The following is a 22,948-nucleotide window of genomic DNA, read 5'->3' as shown; positions in this document are numbered from 1 at the left end:
ACTTATCCTCTTCCTGCCAGTGCTGTAACCCGGTCATACGCAGCACCGCTGCGCAGTACTTCCAGCACTCGTTGTGCGTTCGCTTTAAGATCTTCTTGCCCATGCAGACGCATTAACATCGCGACGTTGACCGCCACTGCTGACTCATGAGCTGTCTCACCTTTACCTTGTAACAGGCGGGTGAGAATGTCACGGTTTTCTTCCGGTGTGCCGCCTGCAAGCTCGTCCTGGTGGTAAGCCGGAAGACCAAAATCGGTCGCTTCCAGTTGGTAACTTTTTATCTCACCGTTGTGCAGTTCAGCAACCTGAGTGGTGGCATGCAGAGAAACTTCGTCCATTCCACCGCTATGCACCACTGCGGCACGTTTGTAACCCAGAACACGCAGCGTTTCTGCAATCGGTAACACCAGTTCTGCGCTGTAGACACCAATCAGCGCCATCTGTGGATGCGCCGGGTTAATTAGCGGCCCGAGCACGTTAAACAGGGTGCGCGTTTTTAACTGCTGGCGCACAGGCATCGCGTGGCGAAAACCGGTGTGGTATTTCGGAGCAAACAGGAAACAGACGCCCAAATCATCCAGCGCTTGACGGGACGCTTCGGCACTCATCTCCAGGTTAATACCGAAGGCGGCCAGTAAATCGGATGAACCGGATTTACTGGAAACGCTACGGTTACCGTGTTTGGCGACTTTCAGCCCAACGGCTGCGGCAACAAAAGCACTGGCGGTAGAGATATTGATGCTGTTACTGCCATCACCACCGGTACCGACGATATCTGCAAACGGGTAGTCCGGGCTTGGGAACGGTGCTGCGGCTTCCAGCAACGCGGTTGCGGCACCGGCAATTTCATTCGGATGCTCACCGCGTACTTTCATGCTCACCAGTGCGGCTGCCAGTTGTTCTGGTTTCAGCTCGCCACGAACGATGGCGGCAAACAGCTGGTGGCTCTCTTCGCGGCTCAGGGTCTGTGCCTGGTAGAGTTTGTCGAGAATCGGTTGCAGCGTGTTGGCTTGCTTTAACTTCAGCAGCGCCCAGTCGAGAGTCTGTTCTAGCAAGCGTGCGCCATGCGTAGTCAGAATTGACTCAGGGTGGAACTGGAAGCCACACACACGGTCAGCATCGTGACGAACGGCCATCACCATGCCATCAAAATGGGCATTAATCGTCAGGCCAGCTGGAATATTACTGCCGACCAGTGAGTGGTAACGGGCAACCGGCAGCGGGTTAGGGAGATTCGCAAACATCGCTTCGCCATCGTGCGAAATGATTGACGCTTTACCGTGCAGGATTTCCCCCGCCTGACCGACATATCCACCGTAAGCTTCAACAATCGCCTGGTGGCCCAGGCAGATGCCAATAATCGGTAATTTACCGCGCAGGCGAGTCAGTAATTCTGGCATGCAACCGGCTTCACTGGGTGCACCAGGGCCTGGCGACAGCATCAGCACCGGGTTGTCCATGGTTGCCAGGCGCTCAATTAAGGTTTGCGCCGGAACATGGTTACGATAAATGACGACATTGTGGCCGTTGGCACGCAGTTGGTCCGCCAGGTTATAAGTGAACGAGTCGATGTTATCGAGCAGCAGAATGTCAGCCATCAGAAAATCTCCTGTGCGTGATGCGCGGTGGCGATAGCGCGCAGTACAGCGCGGGCTTTGTTGCGGGTTTCGTCGGCTTCCGATTGCGGTACAGAATCGAGCACCACACCGGCACCGGCTTGCACGGTGGCAATGCCATTTTCAACGTACGCTGAGCGGATAACGATGCAGGTGTCTAAATCACCATGAGCGGTAAAGTAACCGACGGCACCGCCGTAGCTGCCACGGCGCACACCTTCGGCTTTGGCAATCAGCTGCATGGCGCGCACTTTTGGTGCGCCGCTCAGGGTGCCCATATTCATGCAAGCGCGGTATGCGTGCAGTACATCGAGATCTTTATGCAGTTCGCCAACCACACGGGAAACCAGGTGCATCACAAAGGAGTAACGGTCCACTTTGGTTAAGTCGGCAACATAGCGGCTGCCCGGGGTACAAATACGCGCCAGGTCGTTACGTGCCAGATCAACTAGCATCAAGTGCTCGGACATCTCTTTATGGTCGGTACGCATTTCCAGCTCAATGCGGCTGTCGAGGTCACGATCAAGGGAACCGTCAGCGCGGCGGCCACGTGGGCGAGTTCCGGCAATCGGGTAGATTTCAATCTGGCGCGATGTCGCATCATATTTCAGCGAGCTTTCCGGAGACGCACCAAACAGTGTGAAATCGTTATCCTGCATAAAGAACATATACGGGCTTGGGTTGCTCTTTTTCAGTGTCTGGTAAGCGGCAAGCGGAGAAGGGCACGGCAGTGAAAAACGGCGCGATGGAACAACCTGGAAAATTTCACCGATGCGAATCGCTTTTTGCATTTTACGCACGACATCACCAAATTCTTCGTCGCTTTGGTTGCATTCGCAGGTCATGCGTTCCACTTTCTGCACCGGTAGTGGCGCAGGTTCCTGCTCCATCTGTTTGCTCAATTGCGCGGTGCGTTGAAGCAGACGCTGTTTTTCAGCGGCTGATGGGGTAAATAAGCTTGCCTGGATACGGGTATGTTTTTTCTGGTGGTCGATAACCAGCAGCGTTTCTGCCAGGTAGAAACAGTAGTCAGGGCAGCTATTATCCTGCACAAGGTCAGGCAGGTCTTCAAACCCGGCAACCAGGTCATAAGCAAACAGGCCGCCAAAGAACATCGCTTCGCGCTCGTTTTCCGGCACGCTAACCAGCTCCTGCATAATGCGGAAAGCATCAAACACAGACAGCGAACAAAGGCGCGCATCTTCATCCAGCAAAGCGCTGATCGCCGGGAAACGCAGCACGCGGCCTTGCGGTGAATGTGCGTTTTCCACGCCAGCAGGTAAGGCTGCATCCAGTAAAGGCAGCAATGAAGCGCCGTTCTCGGAAAGGGCGTGAATGGTGACGGTGTCACCTAAAGCGGTGATGCGCAGCGCACTGTCAACTAACAGCAGGCTTTTTAAATCATCTTTGCTGTCGATGTCTGCAGACTCAAGCAACAGCGTTGCCGGGCGAGCGCCACACAGTTGATGGAAAACGGCGGTTGGGTTATCGCGGTATGGCGCGTCACAGGTCAGTGATTCGAGCGCTGGTTTTTGTGTTTGCATGTTCTGCTCTCAATATTTTGTTCAAAAAAAAGCCCGCTTCGTTGGCGGGCCTGGTATCTGGGCTGGGTTACAGCCATAGCGATTACACTGCCCGTTATCAGGAAGTACGCCACCAGCTGTGCATGAGGATTATCGCTTTCATTTCAGATACCTTTATTGCGTGAACTTGCGTACTAGTTAACTAGTTCGATGAGTCAATGTCAATAGCGATTTTTAGTTATCAAGGAAAATCGCTATCATGAGCGGCGTTTTTCATTTTATTAACACACCCGGAGCCAATTTGAGCGAACCAACACTTGCGGTGATTTACGATTTACATAGCCATACCACCGCGTCTGATGGCCTGCTAACGCCTGAGGCGTTAGTGCAACGTGCTGTAGAAATGCGTGTTGGTATTCTGGCAATTACAGACCATGACACAGTAGCCGGAATCGCTGCTGCAAGGGAAGCGGTATCACGCCTGCAATTGCCCTTGCGCTTAATCAGTGGGGTCGAAATTTCCACCCTCTGGGAAAACCATGAAATTCATATTGTTGGATTGGGTGTTGATGAACATCACCCGGCATTGGCGGAATTTCTGGCCCAGCAAAGTGAACGCCGGGTACAGCGTGCGGTATTGATCGCAGAACGGCTTGAAAAAGCGCATATCCCCGGTGCGCTGGAAGGTGCGATGCGCCATGCCAACGGTGGTGAAGTAACCCGTGGGCATTTCGCTCGCTTCCTTATGGAGTGCGGGAAGGCCAATACAATGGCCGATGTATTTAAGAAATATCTCGCAAAGGGGAAAACCGGTTACGTTCCGCCACAGTGGTGTACAATAGAACAAGCTATTGATGTGATTCATCATTCTGGCGGGCAGGCGGTACTGGCACATCCAGGCCGCTATGACCTGACGGCTAAATGGCTGAAAAGGTTGCTGGCGCATTTTGCCGAAAGTGGAGGCGATGCCATGGAAGTCGCGCAGTGCCAGCAAGCTCCCAATGAGCGCACCCAGCTTGCAAGTTATGCGCAGCAATATAATTTGCTGGCATCGCAAGGCTCAGATTTCCATATGCCATGTGCGTGGATTGAGCTTGGGCGCAAACTCTGGCTGCCCGGAGGTGTGGAACCTGTCTGGCAGAATTGGGATAATAAGCTCTAAATAATTCGAGTTGCAGCCATTGCATCTGCAACTTGAAGTATGACGAGTAGAGCCGCCACATCGCAAAAGAGAGGGTATATGAGTCAATTTTTCTATATTCACCCGGATAACCCGCAACAACGCCTGATTAACCAGGCGGTTGAAATTGTTCGCAAGGGTGGGGTTATTGTTTACCCAACCGACTCGGGTTATGCATTGGGCTGTAAGCTTGAAGATAAATCAGCAATGGAGCGCATTTGCCGCATCCGCCATTTGCCTGATGGGCATAATTTTACGTTGATGTGCCGGGATTTGTCGGAGCTTTCAACGTACGCATTTGTCGATAACGTGGCGTTTCGCTTAATCAAAAATAACACGCCAGGTAACTACACCTTCATTCTCAAAGGTACCAAAGAAGTCCCGCGCCGTTTGTTGCAGGAAAAACGTAAAACGATCGGTTTACGCGTGCCTTCCAACCCGATTGCGCTGGCGTTGCTGGAAGTGCTGGATCAACCGATGTTATCAACTTCGTTGATGTTGCCGGGCAGCGAATTTACCGAATCCGATCCAGAAGAAATTAAAGACCGCCTCGAAAAGGTTGTCGATTTAGTTATCCACGGTGGCTACCTTGGCCAGCAACCGACGACGGTTGTTGATTTAACTGAGGATGCACCTGTTGTTATCCGCGAAGGTGCCGGTGACGCTAAGCCTTTCTTATAAGTGCGTCTGCGGCTATACTGTGCGGCCTAAAATGGGGCTGATATGCTTCATTATCCCAATTCGACGCCTGTGAAGGCGACACCCGAGGAAGCTCAATGAGCGATAAGAGCGAAAAGTTACAGAAAGTTTTGGCCCGTGCAGGCCATGGTTCCCGTCGTGAGATTGAAACCATTATCTCTGCCGGCCGTGTCAGTGTGGATGGCAAAGTTGCCAAATTAGGTGACCGTGTTGAAGTAACACAATCCCTGAAAATCCGTATTGATGGTCACCTGATTTCCATTAAAGAATCTGCAGAACAGATTTGCCGCGTGCTGGCTTATTACAAGCCGGAAGGCGAACTGTGTACACGTAATGACCCGGAAGGGCGTCCAACGGTATTTGACCGTTTACCAAAACTGCGCGGCGCGCGCTGGATTGCGGTCGGTCGTCTGGATGTGAACACCTGCGGGTTGTTACTTTTCACGACCGATGGTGAGCTGGCTAACCGCCTGATGCACCCAAGCCGTGAAGTTGAGCGTGAATATGCGGTACGTGTGTTCGGTGAAGTTGACGACGACAAAGTGAAGCAACTGGGTCGTGGCGTGCAACTTGAAGACGGCCCGGCTGCGTTTAAAACCATCAAATTTACCGGTGGTGAAGGCATTAACCAATGGTACAACGTAACCCTGACTGAAGGCCGCAACCGTGAAGTGCGCCGCCTGTGGGAAGCGGTCGGTGTGCAGGTTAGCCGTCTTATTCGTGTGCGCTACGGTGACATCCAGTTGCCGAAAGGCCTGCCACGTGGTGGTTACACTGAGCTCGACCTGGGCCAAACTAACTACCTGCGTAAACTGGTAGAGTTGCAGGAAGAGACTGAAAGCAAAGTGGCGGTTGAAAAAGACCGTCGCCGCATGAAGGCGAACCAGATTCGTCGTGCGGTGAAACGCCATACGCAAACTACGGGTAGTGGCGGTGGCCGCCGCGGTGGTCGTAGCAGCTAAATATCAAACCCCTCAGCTGAGGGGTTTTTTATGGGTACTCATTAACCACTTTTTAAAAAGTGGTTATTTATTAATAATCGATACCAATTTGCGCTTTGATGCCCGCATCGAATGCATGCTTGACCGGCCTTAACTCACTCACCGTATCAGCAATTTCAAGAATATCGCGATGACAACCACGCCCAGTAATAATAACAGTCTGGTTCACAGGCCGTTGGGTTAATGCCGCCAGCACTTCCTCTAACGCCAGGTAGTCGTAGGCGACCATATAGGTTATTTCGTCGAGGATAACCATATCCAGCGAGTCATCAGCCAGCATACGCTTTGCATGGTCCCATACTTCCAGGCACGCAGCGGTATCCGTTTCACGGTTCTGTGTGTCCCAGGTAAAACCTGTCGCCATCACCTGGAACTCAACACCCATCGGCTCGAGTAGATTACGTTCGCCGTTTGGCCACTGGCCTTTGATAAACTGGATGACGCCCACTTTTTTTCCGTGCCCAACAGCACGCGTTGCCGTCCCAAAAGCCGCAGTGGTTTTGCCTTTACCGTTTCCGGTAAAGACAATCAATATCCCGCGCTCTTCCTGAGCTGCAGCCACACGGGCATCCACTTTCTCTTTTTGACGTTGTTGGCGTTGCTGGTAACGATCTTCACTCATTCGGAAATTCCTGGTTTACGGTTGGGTTGAGCATCAAAGCTCATGCCTGTTTTACGGCGACTGTCATCGCCCATCAGCCATAAATAAAGCGGCATTAAATCACGTGGTGTTTTGAGTTTTTCGGGATCTTCAGTGGGGAAAGCACTGGCGCGCATCGCGGTACGAGTGCCACCAGGATTAATGCAATTTACGCGCAAATTATGCTGTTTATACTCTTCCGCGAGTACTTGCATCATGCCTTCGGTGGCGAATTTTGAAACCGCATAGGCACCCCAACCTGCACGCCCCTGGCGGCCGACACTGGAGCTGGTAAACACCAGTGAACCTGATTCTGACTTCAGTAATAAAGGAAGCAAAGCCTGGGTCAGGAAGAAGGTAACATTCACATTTACCTGCATCACGTTCTGCCACGTTTGCGGATCTTGTTCATCCATTGGGCAAATATCGCCGAGAATACCCGCATTGTGTAACACACCATCCAGGCGCGGAATTAGCCCTGAAAGTTTATGCGCAAGGCTCTGACAATCTTCAGGTGTCGCGGCGGCAAAATCCAGCGTAAACCAGTGTGGCAAGCTGCCGCAAACTGCGTTGACCTGCTGGGCGACATGACGCAGTTTATCTTCGCTACGGCCTAACAGAATCACGCTTGCGCCGTAACGGGCATAAGTTAAGGCGGCTTCACGACCGATGCCATCGCTGGCGCCGGTGATTAAAAGTATCCGGTTTTGCAGTAAGTCAGTTTTTGGTTGGTAGTGCACGTTCAACTCCTCGCGTGATGTTTCGCTCACGTCTTCATTCTCAGAAATACCTGGGGATGCATGGCCTTTACGCTTTATGCCTGAAAGGGTTTGTTATTTCAATCAGGCAACAGGAGACAATACCTTTGATTAACATTTTGCAAAAGTTTCATTTTGATAAATACATTCAGGAAGAAGGCTCGCAGCATTTATAGTTGATTGCAGACGTGGAATCACGGCTCGGTTACACTGGGCAATAGATATTTAATGATCGAAATGGAAGGCGGTAAGCGTGGATCTGATTGCAAACTATGGGTTATTTTTGGCGAAAATTGTCACAGTCGTTGCGGCTATTGGCATTCTTGTCACGGTTATTGTGAATGTTGCCGGGCGTAAAAGACATCAACGTGGCGAGCTGCGGCTCACCAATTTAAGTGAACAATACCAGGAAATGCAGGAAGAAATGCAGGTGGCGAGGCTTGATGGTCATCAGCAAAAACTCTGGCATAAAACACAAAAGAAAAAGCATAAGCTTGAAGCGAAACAAGCGAAAGCGCGTGCTAAACGTGGCGAAACGGTTATTTCTGACAAACCCACGCTTTATGTGCTGGATTTTAAAGGAAGTATGGATGCCCACGAAGTCACTTCTTTGCGTGAAGAGATAACCGCGGTGTTGGCCGTAGTGAAACCTGAAGATGAGGTTCTGCTGCGCCTGGAAAGCCCAGGCGGCGTCGTTCATGGTTATGGGCTTGCTGCATCACAGCTTCAACGTTTGCGCGACAGTAAAGTTCGCCTGACCGTTGCGGTAGATAAAGTTGCTGCCAGCGGTGGATATATGATGGCGTGTGTGGCAGACAAAATCGTCGCTGCACCGTTTTCTATTATTGGCTCGATTGGCGTAGTGGCGCAGGTTCCAAACTTCCACCGTTTGCTAAAACGCAATAATATAGATGTGGAGCTACATACCGCCGGGCAGTACAAACGCACGTTGACACTGTTTGGTGAAAACACCGAGCAGGGGCGTGAGAAATTCCGTGAAGACCTCAACGAAACTCATCAGCTGTTTAAGCAGTTTGTTCATGATATGCGCCCATCTCTGGACATTGATGCAGTTGCGACAGGTGAGCACTGGTACGGCACGCAGGCGTATGAAAAAGGCCTGGTTGATGCGGTCAGCACCAGCGACGATTTGCTGATCAATCTGATGAAAGATCATGATGTCATTAATGTGCATTACACACGTCGCAAAAAGATGATGGACCGTTTTACCGGTAGTGCGGCTAACAGCCTGGATAACCTGTTGTTGCGCTGGTGGCAACGTGGTGAAAAACCGCTGTTGTAATCAAACTCGGTGTGAAAGCCAGTTTGAAAGTAAAAACGAGGCCATTTGGCCTCGTTCTGATTCTTAGTCTTGCAGGTGATATTTTTCAGCAAATACATGCGCAAGATGTTTAAACATATTAAACACGGCGGTGCTTTTCCCGGTAGGTAAGCCTTGCTCATCAAGGAAGTATTCACCTTTGAATACCAGCACCCCGTTTTTTTGTTCGACGTCAGTGGCTTCCATTCCATGCATGAAATCTTCATGGGCACGGATAACTTTGTTTGCTTCAATAATTAGCGACTGTTTATCGATAGGTTGTGTGGATGGTTTCATGATTTCCTCCTATAAAAACTGGCGGTAGTGTACTTCCGCTATACTGCAAAGGGCAATATCTCCTGAGTAAACCTAAGGTGATTTAAACAGTTTACTGTGCTGGCAGGAATCCTCGCCGCATGCTAATAAAGTTGCGTAACTCATTTTATCAGGTAGAGTGTGACGCTTTCGCAAATCTGGCAACGGAATTGCTTGACATTCAACCAAAGTTCCGTCGTGCTATGTCACCGGTGCGAAAGACTCGTTATCTCAATCACCTGCGATTGTTCGCTTAATCTGGCCGGTGTTGAAAAAAGAGTTGATATCCATTCACGCTGTCGCAATATAGAAAAGCGCGTCGTCAGTGGAAGGTGTAACTAGCGTGCGACGTCTCCTGGAAGAATTACATTAGGTAAAGGTGAATATGGGTAAAGCTCTCGTCATCGTTGAGTCCCCGGCAAAAGCCAAAACGATCAACAAATATCTCGGTAATGACTACGTGGTTAAGTCCAGCGTCGGTCATATCCGTGATTTGCCGACTAGTGGATCAACCACCAAGAAGAGCGCTGACTCCGCCTCCACCAAAGGGACCAAAAAGGTCAAAAAGGATGAACGCGGCGCGCTCGTAAATCGTATGGGTGTCGATCCATGGCACAACTGGGAAGCGCAGTACGAAGTGCTTCCGGGTAAAGAAAAAGTGGTTTCTGAACTGAAATCACTGGCTGAAAAAGCAGACCATATCTATCTCGCAACTGACCTTGACCGCGAAGGGGAAGCCATTGCGTGGCACCTGCGGGAAGTTATCGGTGGTGATGAAACGCGTTACAGTCGCGTGGTATTTAACGAAATCACCAAAAATGCCATTCAACAGGCATTTGAAAAACCGGGTGAATTGAATATTGATCGTGTTAATGCACAACAAGCGCGCCGCTTTATGGATCGCGTTGTGGGTTACATGGTATCCCCGTTACTGTGGAAGAAAATTGCCCGTGGTCTGTCTGCTGGCCGCGTACAGTCTGTTGCTGTGCGTCTGGTTGTTGACCGTGAACGCGAAATTAAAGCGTTTGTGCCAGAAGAATATTGGGAAGTTGACGCCAACCTGACTACGCCGAAAGGTGACAGTCTGCCGGTTCAGGTCAGCCACCATAAAGACAAGCCATTCCGCCCGGTTAACCGCGAGCAGACAATGTCTGCGGTTAGCGAGCTGGAGAAAGCTCGTTATTCTGTGCTTGAGCGTGAAGACAAGCCAACCAGCAGCAAGCCTGGTGCGCCGTTCATTACCTCTACCTTGCAGCAAGCTGCAAGCACCCGTCTTGGTTTTGGTGTGAAGAAAACCATGATGATGGCGCAGCGTCTGTATGAAGCGGGTCATATTACTTACATGCGTACCGACTCAACCAACTTGAGCCAGGACGCAGTGAGCATGGTGCGCGGTTACATCGAAGAGAGTTTCGGTAAGAAATATCTTCCGGAAGCCGCGAACCATTACTCCAGCAAAGAAAACTCACAAGAAGCACACGAAGCGATTCGCCCTTCAGATGTGAGTGTTGTTGCGGATTCGCTTAAAGATATGGAAGCCGACGCGCAGAAACTTTACCAGTTAATCTGGCGCCAGTTTGTCGCGTGCCAAATGACACCTGCGCAATACGACTCCACCACTTTGACTGTGCAAGCCGGTGACTTCCGCCTGAAAACGCGTGGCCGTACGCTGCGTTTTGATGGCTGGACGAAAGTGATGCCTGCACTGCGTAAAGGTGATGAAGACCGTACATTGCCACCTGTCGAGCAGGGCGATGAACTCGCACTGGTTGAAGTTATTCCAGGCCAGCACTTTACCAAACCACCGGCTCGCTTTAGTGAAGCCTCGTTGGTTAAAGAGCTGGAAAAACGTGGAATTGGCCGTCCGTCTACTTACGCATCGATCATTTCCACCATTCAGGATCGTGGTTATGTACGTGTAGAAAACCGCCGTTTCTATGCTGAAAAAATGGGTGAGATTGTTACTGACCGCCTGGAAGAAAACTTCCGTGAGCTGATGAACTACGATTTCACCGCGCAAATGGAAAGTAACCTGGACCAGGTGGCCAATAATCAGGCCGAGTGGAAAGGGGTACTGGACAACTTCTTTAGCGATTTCAGTGAAAAGCTTAGTAAAGCTGAACTGGATCCGGAAGAAGGCGGTATGCGTCCAAACCAGATGGTACTGACCAGCATCGATTGCCCGACCTGTGGCCGCGAAATGGGTATCCGTACTGCAAGCACCGGTGTGTTCCTCGGTTGCTCTGGTTACGCATTGCCTCCTAAAGAGCGCTGCAAAACCACCATTAACCTGGTGCCGGAAAACGAAGTCCTCAACGTGCTTGAAGGGGATGACGCGGAAACTAACGCACTGCGTGCGAAACGTCGTTGTACCAAGTGCGGTACCGCGATGGACAGCTACCTCATCGATCCAAAACGTAAATTACATGTTTGTGGTAACAACCCAACATGTGATGGCTACGAAATCGAAGAGGGCGAGTTCCGCATCAAGGGTTATGACGGCCCAATTGTAGAGTGTGAGAAATGTGGTTCTGAAATGCACCTGAAAATGGGTCGCTTCGGTAAATACATGGCTTGTACAAACGACGATTGTAAAAACACGCGTAAGATCCTGCGTAGCGGCGAAGTGGCACCACCGAAAGAAGATCCGGTTCCGTTGCCAGAATTGCCTTGCGAGAAGTCAGATGCTTACTTTGTCCTGCGTGATGGCGCGGCGGGTGTTTTCCTTGCGGCAAACACTTTCCCTAAATCTCGTGAAACACGTGCACCATTAGTGGAAGAGCTGTATCGCTTCCGTGACCGTCTGCCAGAGAAACTGCGTTATCTGGCTGACGCGCCACAGCAAGATGCTGACGGTAACAAAGCGGTTGTTCGCTTTAGCCGTAAGACTAAACAGCAATATGTTTCTTCCGAGAAAGAAGGTAAAGCGACCGGTTGGTCAGCCTTCTTTGTGGATGGCAAGTGGGTTGAAGGGAAGAAGTAATTCCTTTTGATATGAAAAGCCGGGGCCTGTGCTCCGGCTTTTTTGTATCTGCGTATACCCGCCATACTTCAGGTCACGGGAGCATTGGCCGTTCGCGTTTGCCTGACAACGCGAATTATTTCGGGTGTATATAACCTGATTATTATTTTTTCTTTCTAACTATACATAGATGGTATAACTGATATAGTGGTTTCAGAGATTTTTACCTCGTCTGATCCCCGCCGTTGTTCATACCGGGGCTGCTTTTACTGCGGATGGAACGCCATGAAACTACAGCAACTTCGTTATATCGTAGAGGTGGTAAACCACAACCTCAACGTGTCGTCGACGGCAGAAGGGCTTTACACTTCTCAGCCGGGGATCAGTAAACAGGTTCGTATGCTGGAAGACGAACTGGGGATTCAGATCTTTGCACGTAGCGGCAAACATCTGACCCAGGTGACGCCAGCCGGGCAGGAGATAATTCGTATTGCCCGCGAAGTGCTCTCAAAAGTCGATGCTATCAAGTCGGTTGCCGGTGAGCATACCTGGCCTGACAAAGGCTCCCTGTATGTCGCGACAACCCACACACAGGCTCGTTACGCACTGCCTAACGTGATTAAAGGCTTTATTGAGCGCTATCCACGTGTATCGCTGCATATGCATCAGGGGTCGCCAACACAGATTGCTGAAGCCGTTTCCAAAGGCAATGCCGATTTTGCGATTGCGACTGAAGCGCTGCATCTTTACGACGATCTCGTGATGCTTCCGTGTTATCACTGGAACCGTTCGATTGTCGTCACACCGGATCACCCGTTAGCGTCGAAAGAGTCGGTCTCTATTGAAGAGTTGGCCCAGTACCCACTGGTTACCTATACCTTTGGCTTCACAGGCCGCTCTGAGCTCGATACCGCGTTTAATCGTGCCGGTTTAACACCTCGTATTGTGTTTACCGCAACGGATGCCGACGTTATTAAGACCTATGTGCGTTTGGGGCTGGGGGTTGGGGTCATTGCCAGTATGGCTGTTGACCCGATTTCTGACCCGGATCTAGTGCGTATTGAAGCGCAAGGCGTGTTCAGCCACAGCACCACGAAAATTGGTTTTCGTCGTAGCACGTTCCTGCGTAGTTACATGTATGATTTTATTCAGCGTTTTGCGCCGCATTTGACGCGCGACGTTGTCGATACCGCGGTGGCTTTGCGTTCTAACGAAGATATTGAAGCGATGTTTAAAGATATTAAATTACCTGCCAAATAATATCTGAAGGTATCTTTTCGTGATGGAAAGATACCTCTTCTCATTTGCATTAATGAATATGCTTTACCCCTCCTCGTAATAAATAACCTGCCAAATTTTAATTACCCATGCTTTATAAGTGGTTAATCTGTCTCAATTAAGAGACAAACGTAGATAATAATTAACGACTACGCAAATTTACTGTTTCAATTATTTATTTGAGGTCAAAAGATTAAATCTTTTCCTGCAATGGGCAGGTAATTTCGCTGGCTTTTGTACTAGAGTTTCTTTAGGATTAATCCCAACAGGCGATTAATTATACCTATTGTTTAAGATTTTATGATAAGTGGTGCCGATTGTATGAGGTTAGCAATGCCTTCAGGAAGTGAAGAACCGCAAAGGGATTCAGGGCGTAAACGTAAAGCCTGGCTGGCGGTGTTTCTCGTATCAGGTCTGTTCTGGCTCGTGGTAGCGTTGGCAGCCTGGCATTTTTGGGGGTAAGTATGACAACCCTGGCTCAGACACAAGTGCAAAAAACTGTACGTCAGCAAGATGACAAGCCACAGAAAGAGGCAAAACCGGGCGAAGTTCAGGTTCCCGAATCGTGGCAGTTGACCCAACAGCAAAAAGATTTCATCGAACTGTTTTCAACAGACGATCATATAAAACAATAAGCATTATTTTTATTTACCTTTATTTAACTTGCGGTCAATCACACTTTTTTATTAGATGTGATTTACAGCACTCTTTAAGTAATCACTACACACAGCAATATTCAAACCGGCTGATTATTTATTCAGTCATAGTGTTTACTAAAAAATAAAGAGAGTGGCATATGAATACTCACTGTAGCGTCAAGTACTGGTCATGGCTAAGTGCATTCACTGTTTCGTTCCTGTTTTGGGCGCAAATGGTCGCGATGCTGGCTAAATAACTATTCCCCATACCCTGGCCACCGGCCGGGGTATAATCAAGGCTCTCCCTCCTGTTTACACCCTCTGGTTTATCAATTCGGGTTGTTATCAAATCGTTACGACATCTTTGTGTTATCTTTAATACTGTCCCTGATCTTCATCCGGGATACCGCTATCCTAAGAAATTTAAGGAGGGAGCTATGTCGTTAACCCTACGCGAGGCCAGTAAGGACACGCTACAGGCGCTGAATAAAACCTATCACTATTACAGCTTGCCGCTGGCCGCAAAGGAACTTGGGGATATCAACCGTTTACCCAAGTCGCTAAAAGTTCTGCTCGAAAACCTGCTGCGCTGGCAGGATGAAAGTTCTGTTACGCAAGATGATATCCATGCGCTGGCCGGTTGGCTGAAAGATGCGCATGCGGATCGCGAAATTGCCTATCGCCCGGCACGTGTGCTGATGCAGGATTTTACCGGTGTACCCGCAGTGGTTGATTTAGCCGCCATGCGTCAAGCCGTTAAACGTCTTGGTGGCGATGTCGCCAAAGTTAATCCACTTTCCCCCGTCGATTTAGTTATTGACCACTCGGTTACCGTCGATCATTTCGGCAATGACGATGCCTTTGAAGAAAACGTGCGTCTGGAAATGGAGCGTAATCACGAGCGCTATGTTTTCCTGCGCTGGGGCCAACAGGCTTTCAGCCGTTTTAGCGTGGTGCCACCGGGAACGGGCATATGTCACCAGGTCAATCTGGAATACCTCGGTAAAGCGGTGTGGAGTGAAATGCAGGGTGATGAGCTGGTGGCTTATCCCGACACGCTGGTGGGAACCGATTCCCACACCACAATGATCAACGGCCTTGGCGTGTTGGGCTGGGGTGTTGGGGGGATTGAAGCGGAAGCCGCGATGCTGGGGCAGCCCGTGTCGATGCTTATCCCGGATGTGGTCGGTTTTAAACTCAACGGGAAACTTCGCGAGGGTATTACCGCAACAGACCTGGTTCTGACAGTCACGCAAATGCTGCGTAAGCACGGTGTTGTTGGCAAATTTGTCGAGTTCTATGGCGATGGGCTGGACTCACTCCCGCTTGCTGACCGCGCAACGATTGCGAATATGGCTCCTGAATATGGTGCGACTTGCGGCTTCTTCCCGATTGATGCCGTGACGCTGGATTACATGCGCCTGAGTGGGCGCAGTGAAGAGCAGGTGGCACTGGTTGAAGCCTATGCTAAAGCGCAGGGTATGTGGCGAAACACTGGTGATGAGCCGGTATTCACCAGTACGCTGGCGCTGGATATGAATGAGGTTGAAGCCAGCCTCGCCGGGCCAAAGCGCCCGCAGGATCGCGTCGCACTGGGGGATGTTCCTAAAGCGTTTAATGCCAGCAATGAACTGGAACTCAACACCTCCCATAAAGACCGGGCTCCGGTTAACTACACCATGGGCGGGTGTGAGTATCAGTTGCCCGATGGTGCCGTAGTTATTTCGGCAATTACGTCTTGTACTAACACTTCGAACCCGAGTGTACTGATGGCGGCCGGGTTACTGGCGAAAAAAGCGGTGACATTAGGCTTAAAGCGCCAGCCGTGGGTGAAAGCCTCGCTGGCTCCGGGATCGAAAGTCGTTTCGGATTATCTTGCCAAGGCCAAACTGACGCCATATCTCGACGAACTGGGTTTCAACCTCGTGGGTTACGGTTGTACAACCTGTATTGGTAACTCCGGGCCGTTGCCGGACCCAATTGAGCAAGCCATCAAGAAGGGGGACCTTACCGTCGGCGCAGTGCTTTCCGGGAACCGTAACTTTGAAGGGCGTATTCATCCGCTGGTGAAAACGAACTGGCTGGCGTCTCCGCCGTTGGTCGTTGCCTATGCGTTGGCAGGTAACATGAACGTGAACCTGACAACCGACCCGTTGGGCCATGATGTAAAAGGTGACCCGGTTTATCTCAAAGACATTTGGCCGAGCAGCCAGGAAATTGCCCGTGCAGTGGCGCAAGTTACCACAGAAATGTTCCATAAAGAGTATGCAGAAGTGTTCGAAGGCACACCTGAGTGGCGCAACATTGAGGTGGATCGTTCAGACACTTACGGCTGGCAAAGTGATTCTACTTACATCCGTTTGTCGCCTTTCTTTGATGATATGGAAGCGACGCCGAAACCGTTGCAGGATATTCACGGTGCACGAGTGCTGGCGATGCTTGGCGACTCGGTAACAACCGACCACATCTCCCCGGCGGGGAATATCAAACCTGACAGCCCGGCAGGGCGCTATTTGCAAAACCATGGCGTTGAGCGTAAAGATTTCAACTCCTACGGTTCACGCCGAGGTAATCATGAAGTGATGGTGCGCGGTACCTTTGCAAACATTCGTATCCGCAATGAAATGGTACCGGGTGTGGAAGGTGGTATGACACGCATGTTGCCAGGCGAGGAAGTGATCTCTATCTATGACGCGGCAATGAAATATCGCGACAAAGGTGTGCCGCTGGCGGTATTTGCGGGTCAAGAATATGGTTCAGGCTCCAGTCGCGACTGGGCGGCGAAAGGGCCACGTCTGCTGGGGGTTCGGGTAGTGATTGCCGAGTCATTCGAACGTATTCACCGCTCAAACCTGATTGGTATGGGTATTCTTCCTCTGGAGTTCCCGCAGGGTGTGACGCGCAAAACATTGGGGCTGACCGGGGAAGAGTTTATTGATATCAGTGGGCTCAATAGCCTGACGCCGGGAGCTACAGTTCCGGTTTCATTAACATTTGCTGATGGGCATAAAGAAGTGGTGGAGTGCCGCTGCCGTATTGATACTGGCAATGAACTGACGTACTTCAAAAATGACGGTATCTTGCACTATGTCATTCGCAACATGCTGAACTAGGAAAGTTTCTCCCCCAGCGATGGGGGAGAAAATCACTTAATCTTTAGACAGCAAATGCCCCATTTTGGCAGCTTTGGTATCCAGATAGTGGGCGTTCTTCGGGTTACGACCGACAATCAGTGGCACACGCTCAACGATATTGATTCCCGCCTCGGAAAGAATTTCTACTTTTTGCGGGTTATTGGTCAATAAGCGCACAGCCTCGATACCCAATAATTTAAACATGTCAGCACAAAGGGTGAAGTCACGCTCGTCGGCGGCAAAACCGAGCTGGTGGTTTGCTTCAACGGTATCGTAGCCTTTGTCCTGTAATGCATAGGCTCGGATCTTATTGAGCAGACCGATGTTACGACCTTCCTGGCGGTGATACAGCAGCACACCGCGACCTTCTTCGGCAATCTGAGTCAGAGCCGCTTCAAGTTGGAAACCGCAATCACAGCGCAGGCTAAAAAGCGCATCTCCCGTCAGACACTCAGAATGGACACGTGCCAGAACAGATTCATTCCCGCTTACATCACCAAAAACTAACGCAACATGATCTTGCCCTGTTGCCAGTTCTTCAAAACCCACCATCAGGAAATCGCCCCATGGGGTTGGCAGTTTGGCTTCTGCCACACGTTTAAGCTGCATGTGTTTCTCCAGGTACTTATATTGGCTGCATGTCTTGAAAGCATGCTGCCTGCCAGTCGTCTGGCCTGTTTAATTGCTATCGGCTATTTTGCCACAACGCCGGCACTTCGCCTAATTGACTGGACGTGCTCTGATTTTTACCCTTTCTGCACGAGCACGTTTTCCCTTCGGTGCGGTTTATCAGGTATTCTTGATACTTAAATAGCATAAGGATGAGTGATGCAGGCAATAGCGAAGCGAACGACAATGGGGGCCGGACTACTTTTAGTCATGCCTTTGGCCGTGTGGGTTTCAGGTTGGCAGTGGGTGCCTGGCGGAAACAGTGCCTGGCTTAAGATGATGTATTGGGTGACTGAAACGGTCACTCAGCCCTGGGGCATCATTACCCATGTTCTGCTGTGCGGCTGGTTTTTGTGGTGCCTGAGGTTCCGCTTAAAAGCGGCTGTCATGTTATTCGCTATTCTCGGTGCAGCTATTCTTATTGGGCAGGGCGTTAAATCTGTTATCAAAGACAAAGTGCAAGAACCACGTCCTTTTGTAGTGTGGCTTGAGAAAACACAACATATTCCTACAGATGAGTTCTACAATTTAAAACGCAAGCAGCGCAGCGAACTGGTAAAAAGCCAGCTTGAGTCGAACACGGAAGTGCCTCACTGGTTGCGTAAACACTGGCAAAAAGAGACCGGCTTTGCCTTCCCGTCAGGGCACACCATGTTTGCGGCAAGCTGGGCATTATTGGGCGTAGGGCTGTTGTGGCCACGCCGCCGTACCTGGACCATTGCGTTATTATTAGTTTGGGCAACGGGAGTGATGGGGAGCCGGTTATTGCTTGGAATGCACTGGCCCCGTGATTTAGCGGTCGCCACATTGCTCTCCTGGGTGTTGGTAACACTGGCGACCTGGCTTGCTCAGAAACTGTGCGGCCCGCTGTCACCACCGCCGCAAGAAGCGGGCGAAATAGCCGAACGAGATGCTGAAACTTGAGTTTATCGATTTAATCCCCATTTCTTATGAATTGGAGGGCCCTAATGGATTCCCCGAACAAGCGGGAAATGGTAATTTATACCGTTGGCTAAGCATTTGGGCATAATTTAGTCGCGTAAAACCACATGACGGGAAGTAATGTGAAATATTTATTCATTTTCTTACTGGTGCTAGCGATTTTTGTGATTTCTGTCACTCTGGGCGCGCAAAACGATCAGGTAGTTAATTTCAACTATCTGCTGGCACAAGGCGAATACCGTGTCTCCACATTACTGGCGACTCTTTTTGCTGCGGGCTTTTTACTGGGCTGGCTAATTTGCGGCCTGTTCTGGCTGCGCCTGCGCGTTTCACTTGCGCGTGCAGATCGTAAAATTAAGCGTCTTGAGCAACAAGTTTCCACGGGTGCTGATGCCACCGTAGCGGCTGTTCCGGCTGTGAAGGAATAACCTGCCATGCTGGAATTGTTGTTTCTGCTCTTACCTATTGCTGCCGCTTACGGCTGGTACATGGGGCGCAGAAGCGCGCAACAAGATAAGCAACAAGAAGCGAACCGCCTGTCGCGAGACTATGTGGCGGGGGTTAACTTCTTGCTGTCAAACCAGCAAGATAAAGCAGTCGATCTGTTCCTTGATATGCTTAAAGAGGATACCAGCACCATAGAGGCTCACCTCACGCTGGGAAATCTGTTCCGCTCACGTGGTGAAGTTGACCGCGCCATCCGTATCCACCAGTCCTTAATGGAAAGTGCCTCGCTAACTTACGAGCAACGTCTGCTGGCAGTACAACAGCTGGGCCGTGATTACATGGCAGCGGGTTTGTACGACCGTGCAGAAGACATGTTTGCGCAGTTGATTGATGAAACCGACTTCCGAATTGGCGCATTGCAACAACTGCTGTTGATTCACCAGGCTACCAGTGACTGGCAAAAGGCAATTGAAGTAGCTGAACGCCTGGTTAAGCTTGGCAAAGATAAACAGCGTACTGAGATTGCTCACTTCTATTGTGAACAAGCCCTGCAACTGATGGGTGGCGATGATCTTGACCGTGCAATGTCACTGCTGAAGAAAGGGGCGGCGGCAGACAAAAATTGTGCTCGGGTATCTATCATGATGGGGCGCATCTTCATGGTCCGTAATGAGTACGCTAAAGCCGTTGATACCTTGCAGCGTGTTATCGATCAAGACAGTGAGTTAGTCAGTGAAACGCTGGAAATGCTTCAGACTTGCTATCAGCAGCTCAACAAGCCGCAAGAGTGGGAAGCATTCTTAAAACGTTGCGTTGAAGAGAATACCGGCGCCGGTGCAGAATTGATGCTGGCTGAGATCCTTGAGCACAAAGAAGGGTCCGAGGTCGCACAGGTTTATATCAATCGCCAGCTACAACGTCACCCAACGATGCGTGTGTTCCATCGTTTGATGGATTACCACTTGCAGGAAGCGGAAGAAGGGCGTGCGAAAGAGAGCCTGATGGTACTGCGTGACATGGTCGGCGAACAAGTTCGCACCAAACCGCGATATCGTTGCCAGAAATGTGGCTTCACAGCGTTTACTCTTTACTGGCATTGCCCATCTTGCCGTGCATGGTCAACGATAAAACCTATCCGTGGGTTGGACGGTCAGTAAAGGCAGATCGTCGGCCATTATAAAAAAAAGCTATACTTTAGTTACAACATACTTATGAATTTAAATACCTCACTCGCCTCAACATCGAGCGGTTTGTGCCTGGCAGGGTGCAATGGCAACTGTAATTTTATGTGTGCCGCGGGTAGAATGCTTGCCGTTTATCTCTTGCGCCGCATTGCTGCCCAACATCAGAAGGTTTAGCCATGAATTCCACTACATCCTCCTCCCGAGTTGCCACCGATTCTCCTATTGTCGTCGCACTTGATTACGATAATCGTGACAAAGCCTTAGCATTCATTGACCGCATTGATCCGCGTGATTGCCGACTCAAAGTGGGCAAAGAGATGTTTACATTGTTTGGGCCGCAGTTGGTGCGCGATATCCAGGCTCGCGGGTTTGACGTATTCCTTGATCTGAAATTTCACGATATCCCAAACACCACGGCACATGCGGTTGCTGCTGCGGCAGAACTGGGTGTATGGATGGTTAACGTTCACGCCAGTGGTGGGGCGCGTATGATGACTGCGGCTCGCGAAGCATTACTGCCTTTCGGTAAAGATGCACCGTTACTGATTGCTGTGACTGTTCTTACCAGTATGGAAGCAAGCGACCTGGCCGATCTCGGTATTACCGCAACACCTGCGGAACATGCAGAGCGCCTGGCCCGTTTGACAAAAAATTGTGGTTTAGATGGTGTGGTTTGTTCAGCTCAGGAAGCCGTTCGCTTCAAGAGTGAATTGGGTCAGTCATTTAAGCTCGTGACGCCAGGTATTCGCCCAGTGGGTAGCGATGCGGGCGACCAGCGTCGCATCATGACACCACAGCAGGCACAAGCTGCGGGTGTTGACTTCATGGTCATCGGTCGTCCAATCACCCAATCTGCAAACCCTTCACAGACGCTATGTGATATCCGCGCTTCATTAGTACAGGGTGAATGATGAAAGACGATAACAGCCGTTTAGTTTATTCCACAGAAACGGGCCGCATTGACGAGCCTAAAGCGGAAGCGGTGCGTCCGAAAGGTGATGGAGTGGTGCGTATCCAACGCCAGACCAGTGGTCGTAAAGGTAAAGGTGTGTGTTTGATTACCGGCATTGATGCCGATGACGCGCAATTAGCAACGCTCGCTGCCGAACTGAAGAAAAAATGTGGTTGCGGTGGTTCACTAAAAGATGGCGTTATTGAGATTCAGGGTGATAAACGTGACCTGATTAAATCTCTGCTTGAAGCAAAAGGTATGAAAGTAAAATTAGCAGGCGGTTGATTTAGCTGCTGAAAATAATCAGGCCACGGTAAATATACCGTGGCCTTTTATTATGACTGCTGAAAGTCAGACCTGAATATTAAAGCTATTTATAATAAGTTAAAGCATTTACGCTTCTACAGGCAACAGGCTTTATTTGCTTACCTGATGGCCAATAATACCACCTACTGCGGCACCACCTAATGTACCCAATGCACTACCGTCGGTAAGAACAGCACCACCAACAGCACCTGCACCTGCACCAATCGCGGTGTTACGGTCACGTTTGGACCAGTTTGAACATGCGCTTAAAGACATCGCAACGGTTAAAGCCAGAACAACGGCGGCAACTTTTTTGTTATTTAAGGTCATAATACTCTCTCCTGAATAATTGATTCACGGAAATAAGTCTCCCTGAAAGTATAGTGGCAATCAGCCAGTTTTAAGGAAACATCCGCGAAACGGTATGGCGATATAAGACCTAAAAGATAACGCCAGTGATTATCACTTCCTGTTATATCGCTAATAAATAGTCTAATTTCTATGGGAAATAACAACAGGTAAATAATCTTAAAGGATAGGCAGGATAATTCTGATAAGAGCGCTGCCTGCTGGGCCGCAGGCAGCTAAAAAGGTTCTCAGGCGATCGGGAATTGTTTAACAATATTGACCTGAACGCCGCTGTCCTGAAGTTGCTGGCCAGCAACTTCACTGAGCGCATCATCGGTAATCACCCGGTTAATGCGCGAGATCGGGCCGAGAGTGTAGGGGTGCATCGCACCGAATTTAGAACTGTCCGTCAGAACAATGGCTTCACTGCCTTTTTCAAGCACGGTATTGACCACATCGGCACGCATCATATCGCGGCTGGTAAACCCGGTTTCAGGCAAGAAACCATCAATGCCAATAAACGCTTTGCTGAAATGAACCTGCTGGATAAATTGACGGGTAAGTGGGCCAACCATGCTTTCACTTTTCTTCTGATAGATCCCGCCAAGTAACACCACTTCGCATTCGGTATCTTTCAGAAGGTGAGCGATATAGCTGCTAACCGTTATCAGCGTGATTTTCTTCTGCTCGGCCAATGCGCGAGCTAACAGCGCATTGCAACTGCCATTTTCGATGAAAATCGTTTCGCCGTCGTTGACAAGCGTAGCGGCAAAATCAGCAAGATGCCGTTTCAACGAATAGTTGTTCATCATTCGTGTTTCAACATCTTCGCTATCCAGCGGTACGGCATAACCGTGGGCACGTTTCAGATAGCTTTTTTTCTCCAGAAGGTTGAGATCCTGGCGAATAGTGACTTCTGAGACACCGGTTTTTTTAGCGAGATCGGCCACACTCATGCGGCCTTGATCTATCACCATCTGTAAAATAATTTGTTGTCTGGAGTTCATGTCAGCCAATTTTGAGGCGGTGCTTAAT

General features: G+C 50.0%; 23 protein-coding genes and 1 other annotated feature. Of the genes, 15 read left to right on the top strand and 8 right to left on the bottom strand.

The genetic code is table 11. The features are described from left to right. Positions 1–2: 2 nt before the first annotated feature. Positions 3–1,598, bottom strand: a complete 1,596-nt coding sequence (gene trpD / locus M975_RS08475; protein WP_064558788.1) for a bifunctional anthranilate synthase glutamate amidotransferase component TrpG/anthranilate phosphoribosyltransferase TrpD — start codon at positions 1,596–1,598, stop codon at positions 3–5. Next, a complete protein-coding gene (locus M975_RS08470) occupies positions 1,598–3,160 on the bottom strand; it encodes an anthranilate synthase component 1 (RefSeq protein ID WP_064558787.1) in 1,563 nt (520 codons plus the stop codon). The genes trpD and M975_RS08470 overlap by 1 nt, the downstream gene beginning before the upstream one ends. Positions 3,161–3,183: 23 nt before the next feature. After that, positions 3,184–3,281: a sequence feature (Trp leader region), on the bottom strand. 117 nt (positions 3,282–3,398) lie between these two features. Between M975_RS08470 and rnm the strand changes: the two genes are divergently transcribed. From rnm to rluB, 3 genes are all read left to right on the top strand, one after another. Next, entirely contained in the window at positions 3,399–4,301 is a 903-nt protein-coding gene (gene rnm / locus M975_RS08465) for an RNase RNM (protein ID WP_157093356.1), read from the top strand. A 78-nt stretch (positions 4,302–4,379) separates the two neighbouring features. Continuing rightward, on the top strand, positions 4,380–5,000 hold the full coding sequence (locus M975_RS08460) for an L-threonylcarbamoyladenylate synthase (RefSeq protein WP_064558786.1): 621 nt from the start codon (positions 4,380–4,382) through the stop codon (positions 4,998–5,000). A gap of 95 nt (positions 5,001–5,095) precedes the next feature. Further along, positions 5,096–5,980, top strand: a complete 885-nt coding sequence (gene rluB / locus M975_RS08455) for a 23S rRNA pseudouridine(2605) synthase RluB (protein ID WP_064558785.1) — start codon at positions 5,096–5,098, stop codon at positions 5,978–5,980. A 70-nt stretch (positions 5,981–6,050) separates the two neighbouring features. Here the strand turns inward: rluB and cobO are convergent, their stop codons facing one another. Both cobO and M975_RS08445 read right to left on the bottom strand, forming a co-directional pair. Continuing rightward, on the bottom strand, positions 6,051–6,641 hold the full coding sequence (gene cobO, locus M975_RS08450; RefSeq protein WP_064558784.1) for a cob(I)yrinic acid a,c-diamide adenosyltransferase: 591 nt from the start codon (positions 6,639–6,641) through the stop codon (positions 6,051–6,053). Further along, on the bottom strand, positions 6,638–7,399 hold the full coding sequence (locus M975_RS08445; RefSeq protein WP_064558783.1) for a YciK family oxidoreductase: 762 nt from the start codon (positions 7,397–7,399) through the stop codon (positions 6,638–6,640). The genes cobO and M975_RS08445 overlap by 4 nt, the downstream gene beginning before the upstream one ends. 271 nt (positions 7,400–7,670) lie before the next feature. Between M975_RS08445 and sohB the strand changes: the two genes are divergently transcribed. Continuing rightward, positions 7,671–8,720, top strand: coding sequence for a protease SohB (gene sohB, locus M975_RS08440; protein WP_064558782.1), 1,050 nt, complete (start codon positions 7,671–7,673; stop codon positions 8,718–8,720). A 63-nt stretch (positions 8,721–8,783) separates the two neighbouring features. Here the strand turns inward: sohB and M975_RS08435 are convergent, their stop codons facing one another. After that, on the bottom strand, positions 8,784–9,035 hold the full coding sequence (locus M975_RS08435) for a YciN family protein (RefSeq protein WP_064558781.1): 252 nt from the start codon (positions 9,033–9,035) through the stop codon (positions 8,784–8,786). Between the two features lie 403 nt (positions 9,036–9,438). Between M975_RS08435 and topA the strand changes: the two genes are divergently transcribed. The 6 genes from topA to acnA all read left to right on the top strand — a co-directional run bounded on the left by topA (position 9,439) and on the right by acnA (position 17,044). Then, positions 9,439–12,036, top strand: a complete 2,598-nt coding sequence (gene topA, locus M975_RS08430; RefSeq protein ID WP_064558780.1) for a type I DNA topoisomerase — start codon at positions 9,439–9,441, stop codon at positions 12,034–12,036. A gap of 264 nt (positions 12,037–12,300) precedes the next feature. Then, positions 12,301–13,275, top strand: a complete 975-nt coding sequence (gene cysB, locus M975_RS08425; RefSeq protein WP_064558779.1) for an HTH-type transcriptional regulator CysB — start codon at positions 12,301–12,303, stop codon at positions 13,273–13,275. Between the two features lie 318 nt (positions 13,276–13,593). After that, positions 13,594–13,755: a YmiA family putative membrane protein gene (locus M975_RS22285; protein WP_157093355.1), complete on the top strand. Its 162-nt coding sequence runs from the start codon at positions 13,594–13,596 to the stop codon at positions 13,753–13,755. Positions 13,756–13,757: 2 nt separating this feature from the next. Further along, the gene (locus M975_RS22910; RefSeq protein ID WP_157093354.1) at positions 13,758–13,928 is read left to right on the top strand and encodes a hypothetical protein; all 171 of its coding nucleotides are present in this window, start codon (positions 13,758–13,760) and stop codon (positions 13,926–13,928) included. A 161-nt stretch (positions 13,929–14,089) separates the two neighbouring features. Beyond that, positions 14,090–14,188 (top strand): small membrane protein YmiC, encoded by a 99-nt coding sequence (gene ymiC / locus M975_RS23495; protein ID WP_280643780.1) that lies wholly within the window; start codon positions 14,090–14,092, stop codon positions 14,186–14,188. 180 nt (positions 14,189–14,368) lie between these two features. Next, positions 14,369–17,044, top strand: coding sequence for an aconitate hydratase AcnA (acnA, locus tag M975_RS08420; protein WP_064558778.1), 2,676 nt, complete (start codon positions 14,369–14,371; stop codon positions 17,042–17,044). 36 nt (positions 17,045–17,080) lie between these two features. On the opposite strand, the gene ribA is transcribed toward acnA, so the two are convergent. Continuing rightward, positions 17,081–17,674, bottom strand: a complete 594-nt coding sequence (gene ribA, locus M975_RS08415; RefSeq protein ID WP_064558777.1) for a GTP cyclohydrolase II — start codon at positions 17,672–17,674, stop codon at positions 17,081–17,083. A gap of 219 nt (positions 17,675–17,893) precedes the next feature. Between ribA and pgpB the strand changes: the two genes are divergently transcribed. The 5 genes from pgpB to yciH all read left to right on the top strand — a co-directional run bounded on the left by pgpB (position 17,894) and on the right by yciH (position 21,544). Then, on the top strand, positions 17,894–18,658 hold the full coding sequence (pgpB, locus tag M975_RS08410) for a phosphatidylglycerophosphatase B (protein WP_064558776.1): 765 nt from the start codon (positions 17,894–17,896) through the stop codon (positions 18,656–18,658). Between the two features lie 140 nt (positions 18,659–18,798). Further along, the gene (locus tag M975_RS08405; protein ID WP_064558775.1) at positions 18,799–19,104 is read left to right on the top strand and encodes a LapA family protein; all 306 of its coding nucleotides are present in this window, start codon (positions 18,799–18,801) and stop codon (positions 19,102–19,104) included. Between the two features lie 6 nt (positions 19,105–19,110). Beyond that, a complete protein-coding gene (gene lapB / locus M975_RS08400; RefSeq protein WP_064558774.1) occupies positions 19,111–20,280 on the top strand; it encodes a lipopolysaccharide assembly protein LapB in 1,170 nt (389 codons plus the stop codon). A gap of 203 nt (positions 20,281–20,483) precedes the next feature. Then, on the top strand, positions 20,484–21,218 hold the full coding sequence (gene pyrF, locus M975_RS08395) for an orotidine-5'-phosphate decarboxylase (protein WP_064558773.1): 735 nt from the start codon (positions 20,484–20,486) through the stop codon (positions 21,216–21,218). Next, positions 21,218–21,544, top strand: coding sequence for a stress response translation initiation inhibitor YciH (gene yciH / locus M975_RS08390; RefSeq protein WP_064558772.1), 327 nt, complete (start codon positions 21,218–21,220; stop codon positions 21,542–21,544). Before pyrF ends, yciH begins: the two co-directional genes overlap by 1 nt. Before the next feature lie 132 nt (positions 21,545–21,676). On the opposite strand, the gene osmB is transcribed toward yciH, so the two are convergent. Next, positions 21,677–21,895, bottom strand: coding sequence for an osmotically-inducible lipoprotein OsmB (gene osmB, locus M975_RS08385; protein ID WP_064558771.1), 219 nt, complete (start codon positions 21,893–21,895; stop codon positions 21,677–21,679). A 266-nt stretch (positions 21,896–22,161) separates the two neighbouring features. Further along, positions 22,162–22,920: a DNA-binding transcriptional regulator YciT gene (yciT, locus tag M975_RS08380; RefSeq protein WP_064558770.1), complete on the bottom strand. Its 759-nt coding sequence runs from the start codon at positions 22,918–22,920 to the stop codon at positions 22,162–22,164. Positions 22,921–22,948 lie beyond the last annotated feature (28 nt).

Source organism: Buttiauxella brennerae ATCC 51605, from assembly GCF_001654925.1.
Classification (GTDB): domain Bacteria; phylum Pseudomonadota; class Gammaproteobacteria; order Enterobacterales; family Enterobacteriaceae; genus Buttiauxella; species Buttiauxella brennerae.
Note: the sequence above shows the minus strand (reverse complement) of the source record. Positions and strands in the feature narration are given on the sequence as shown.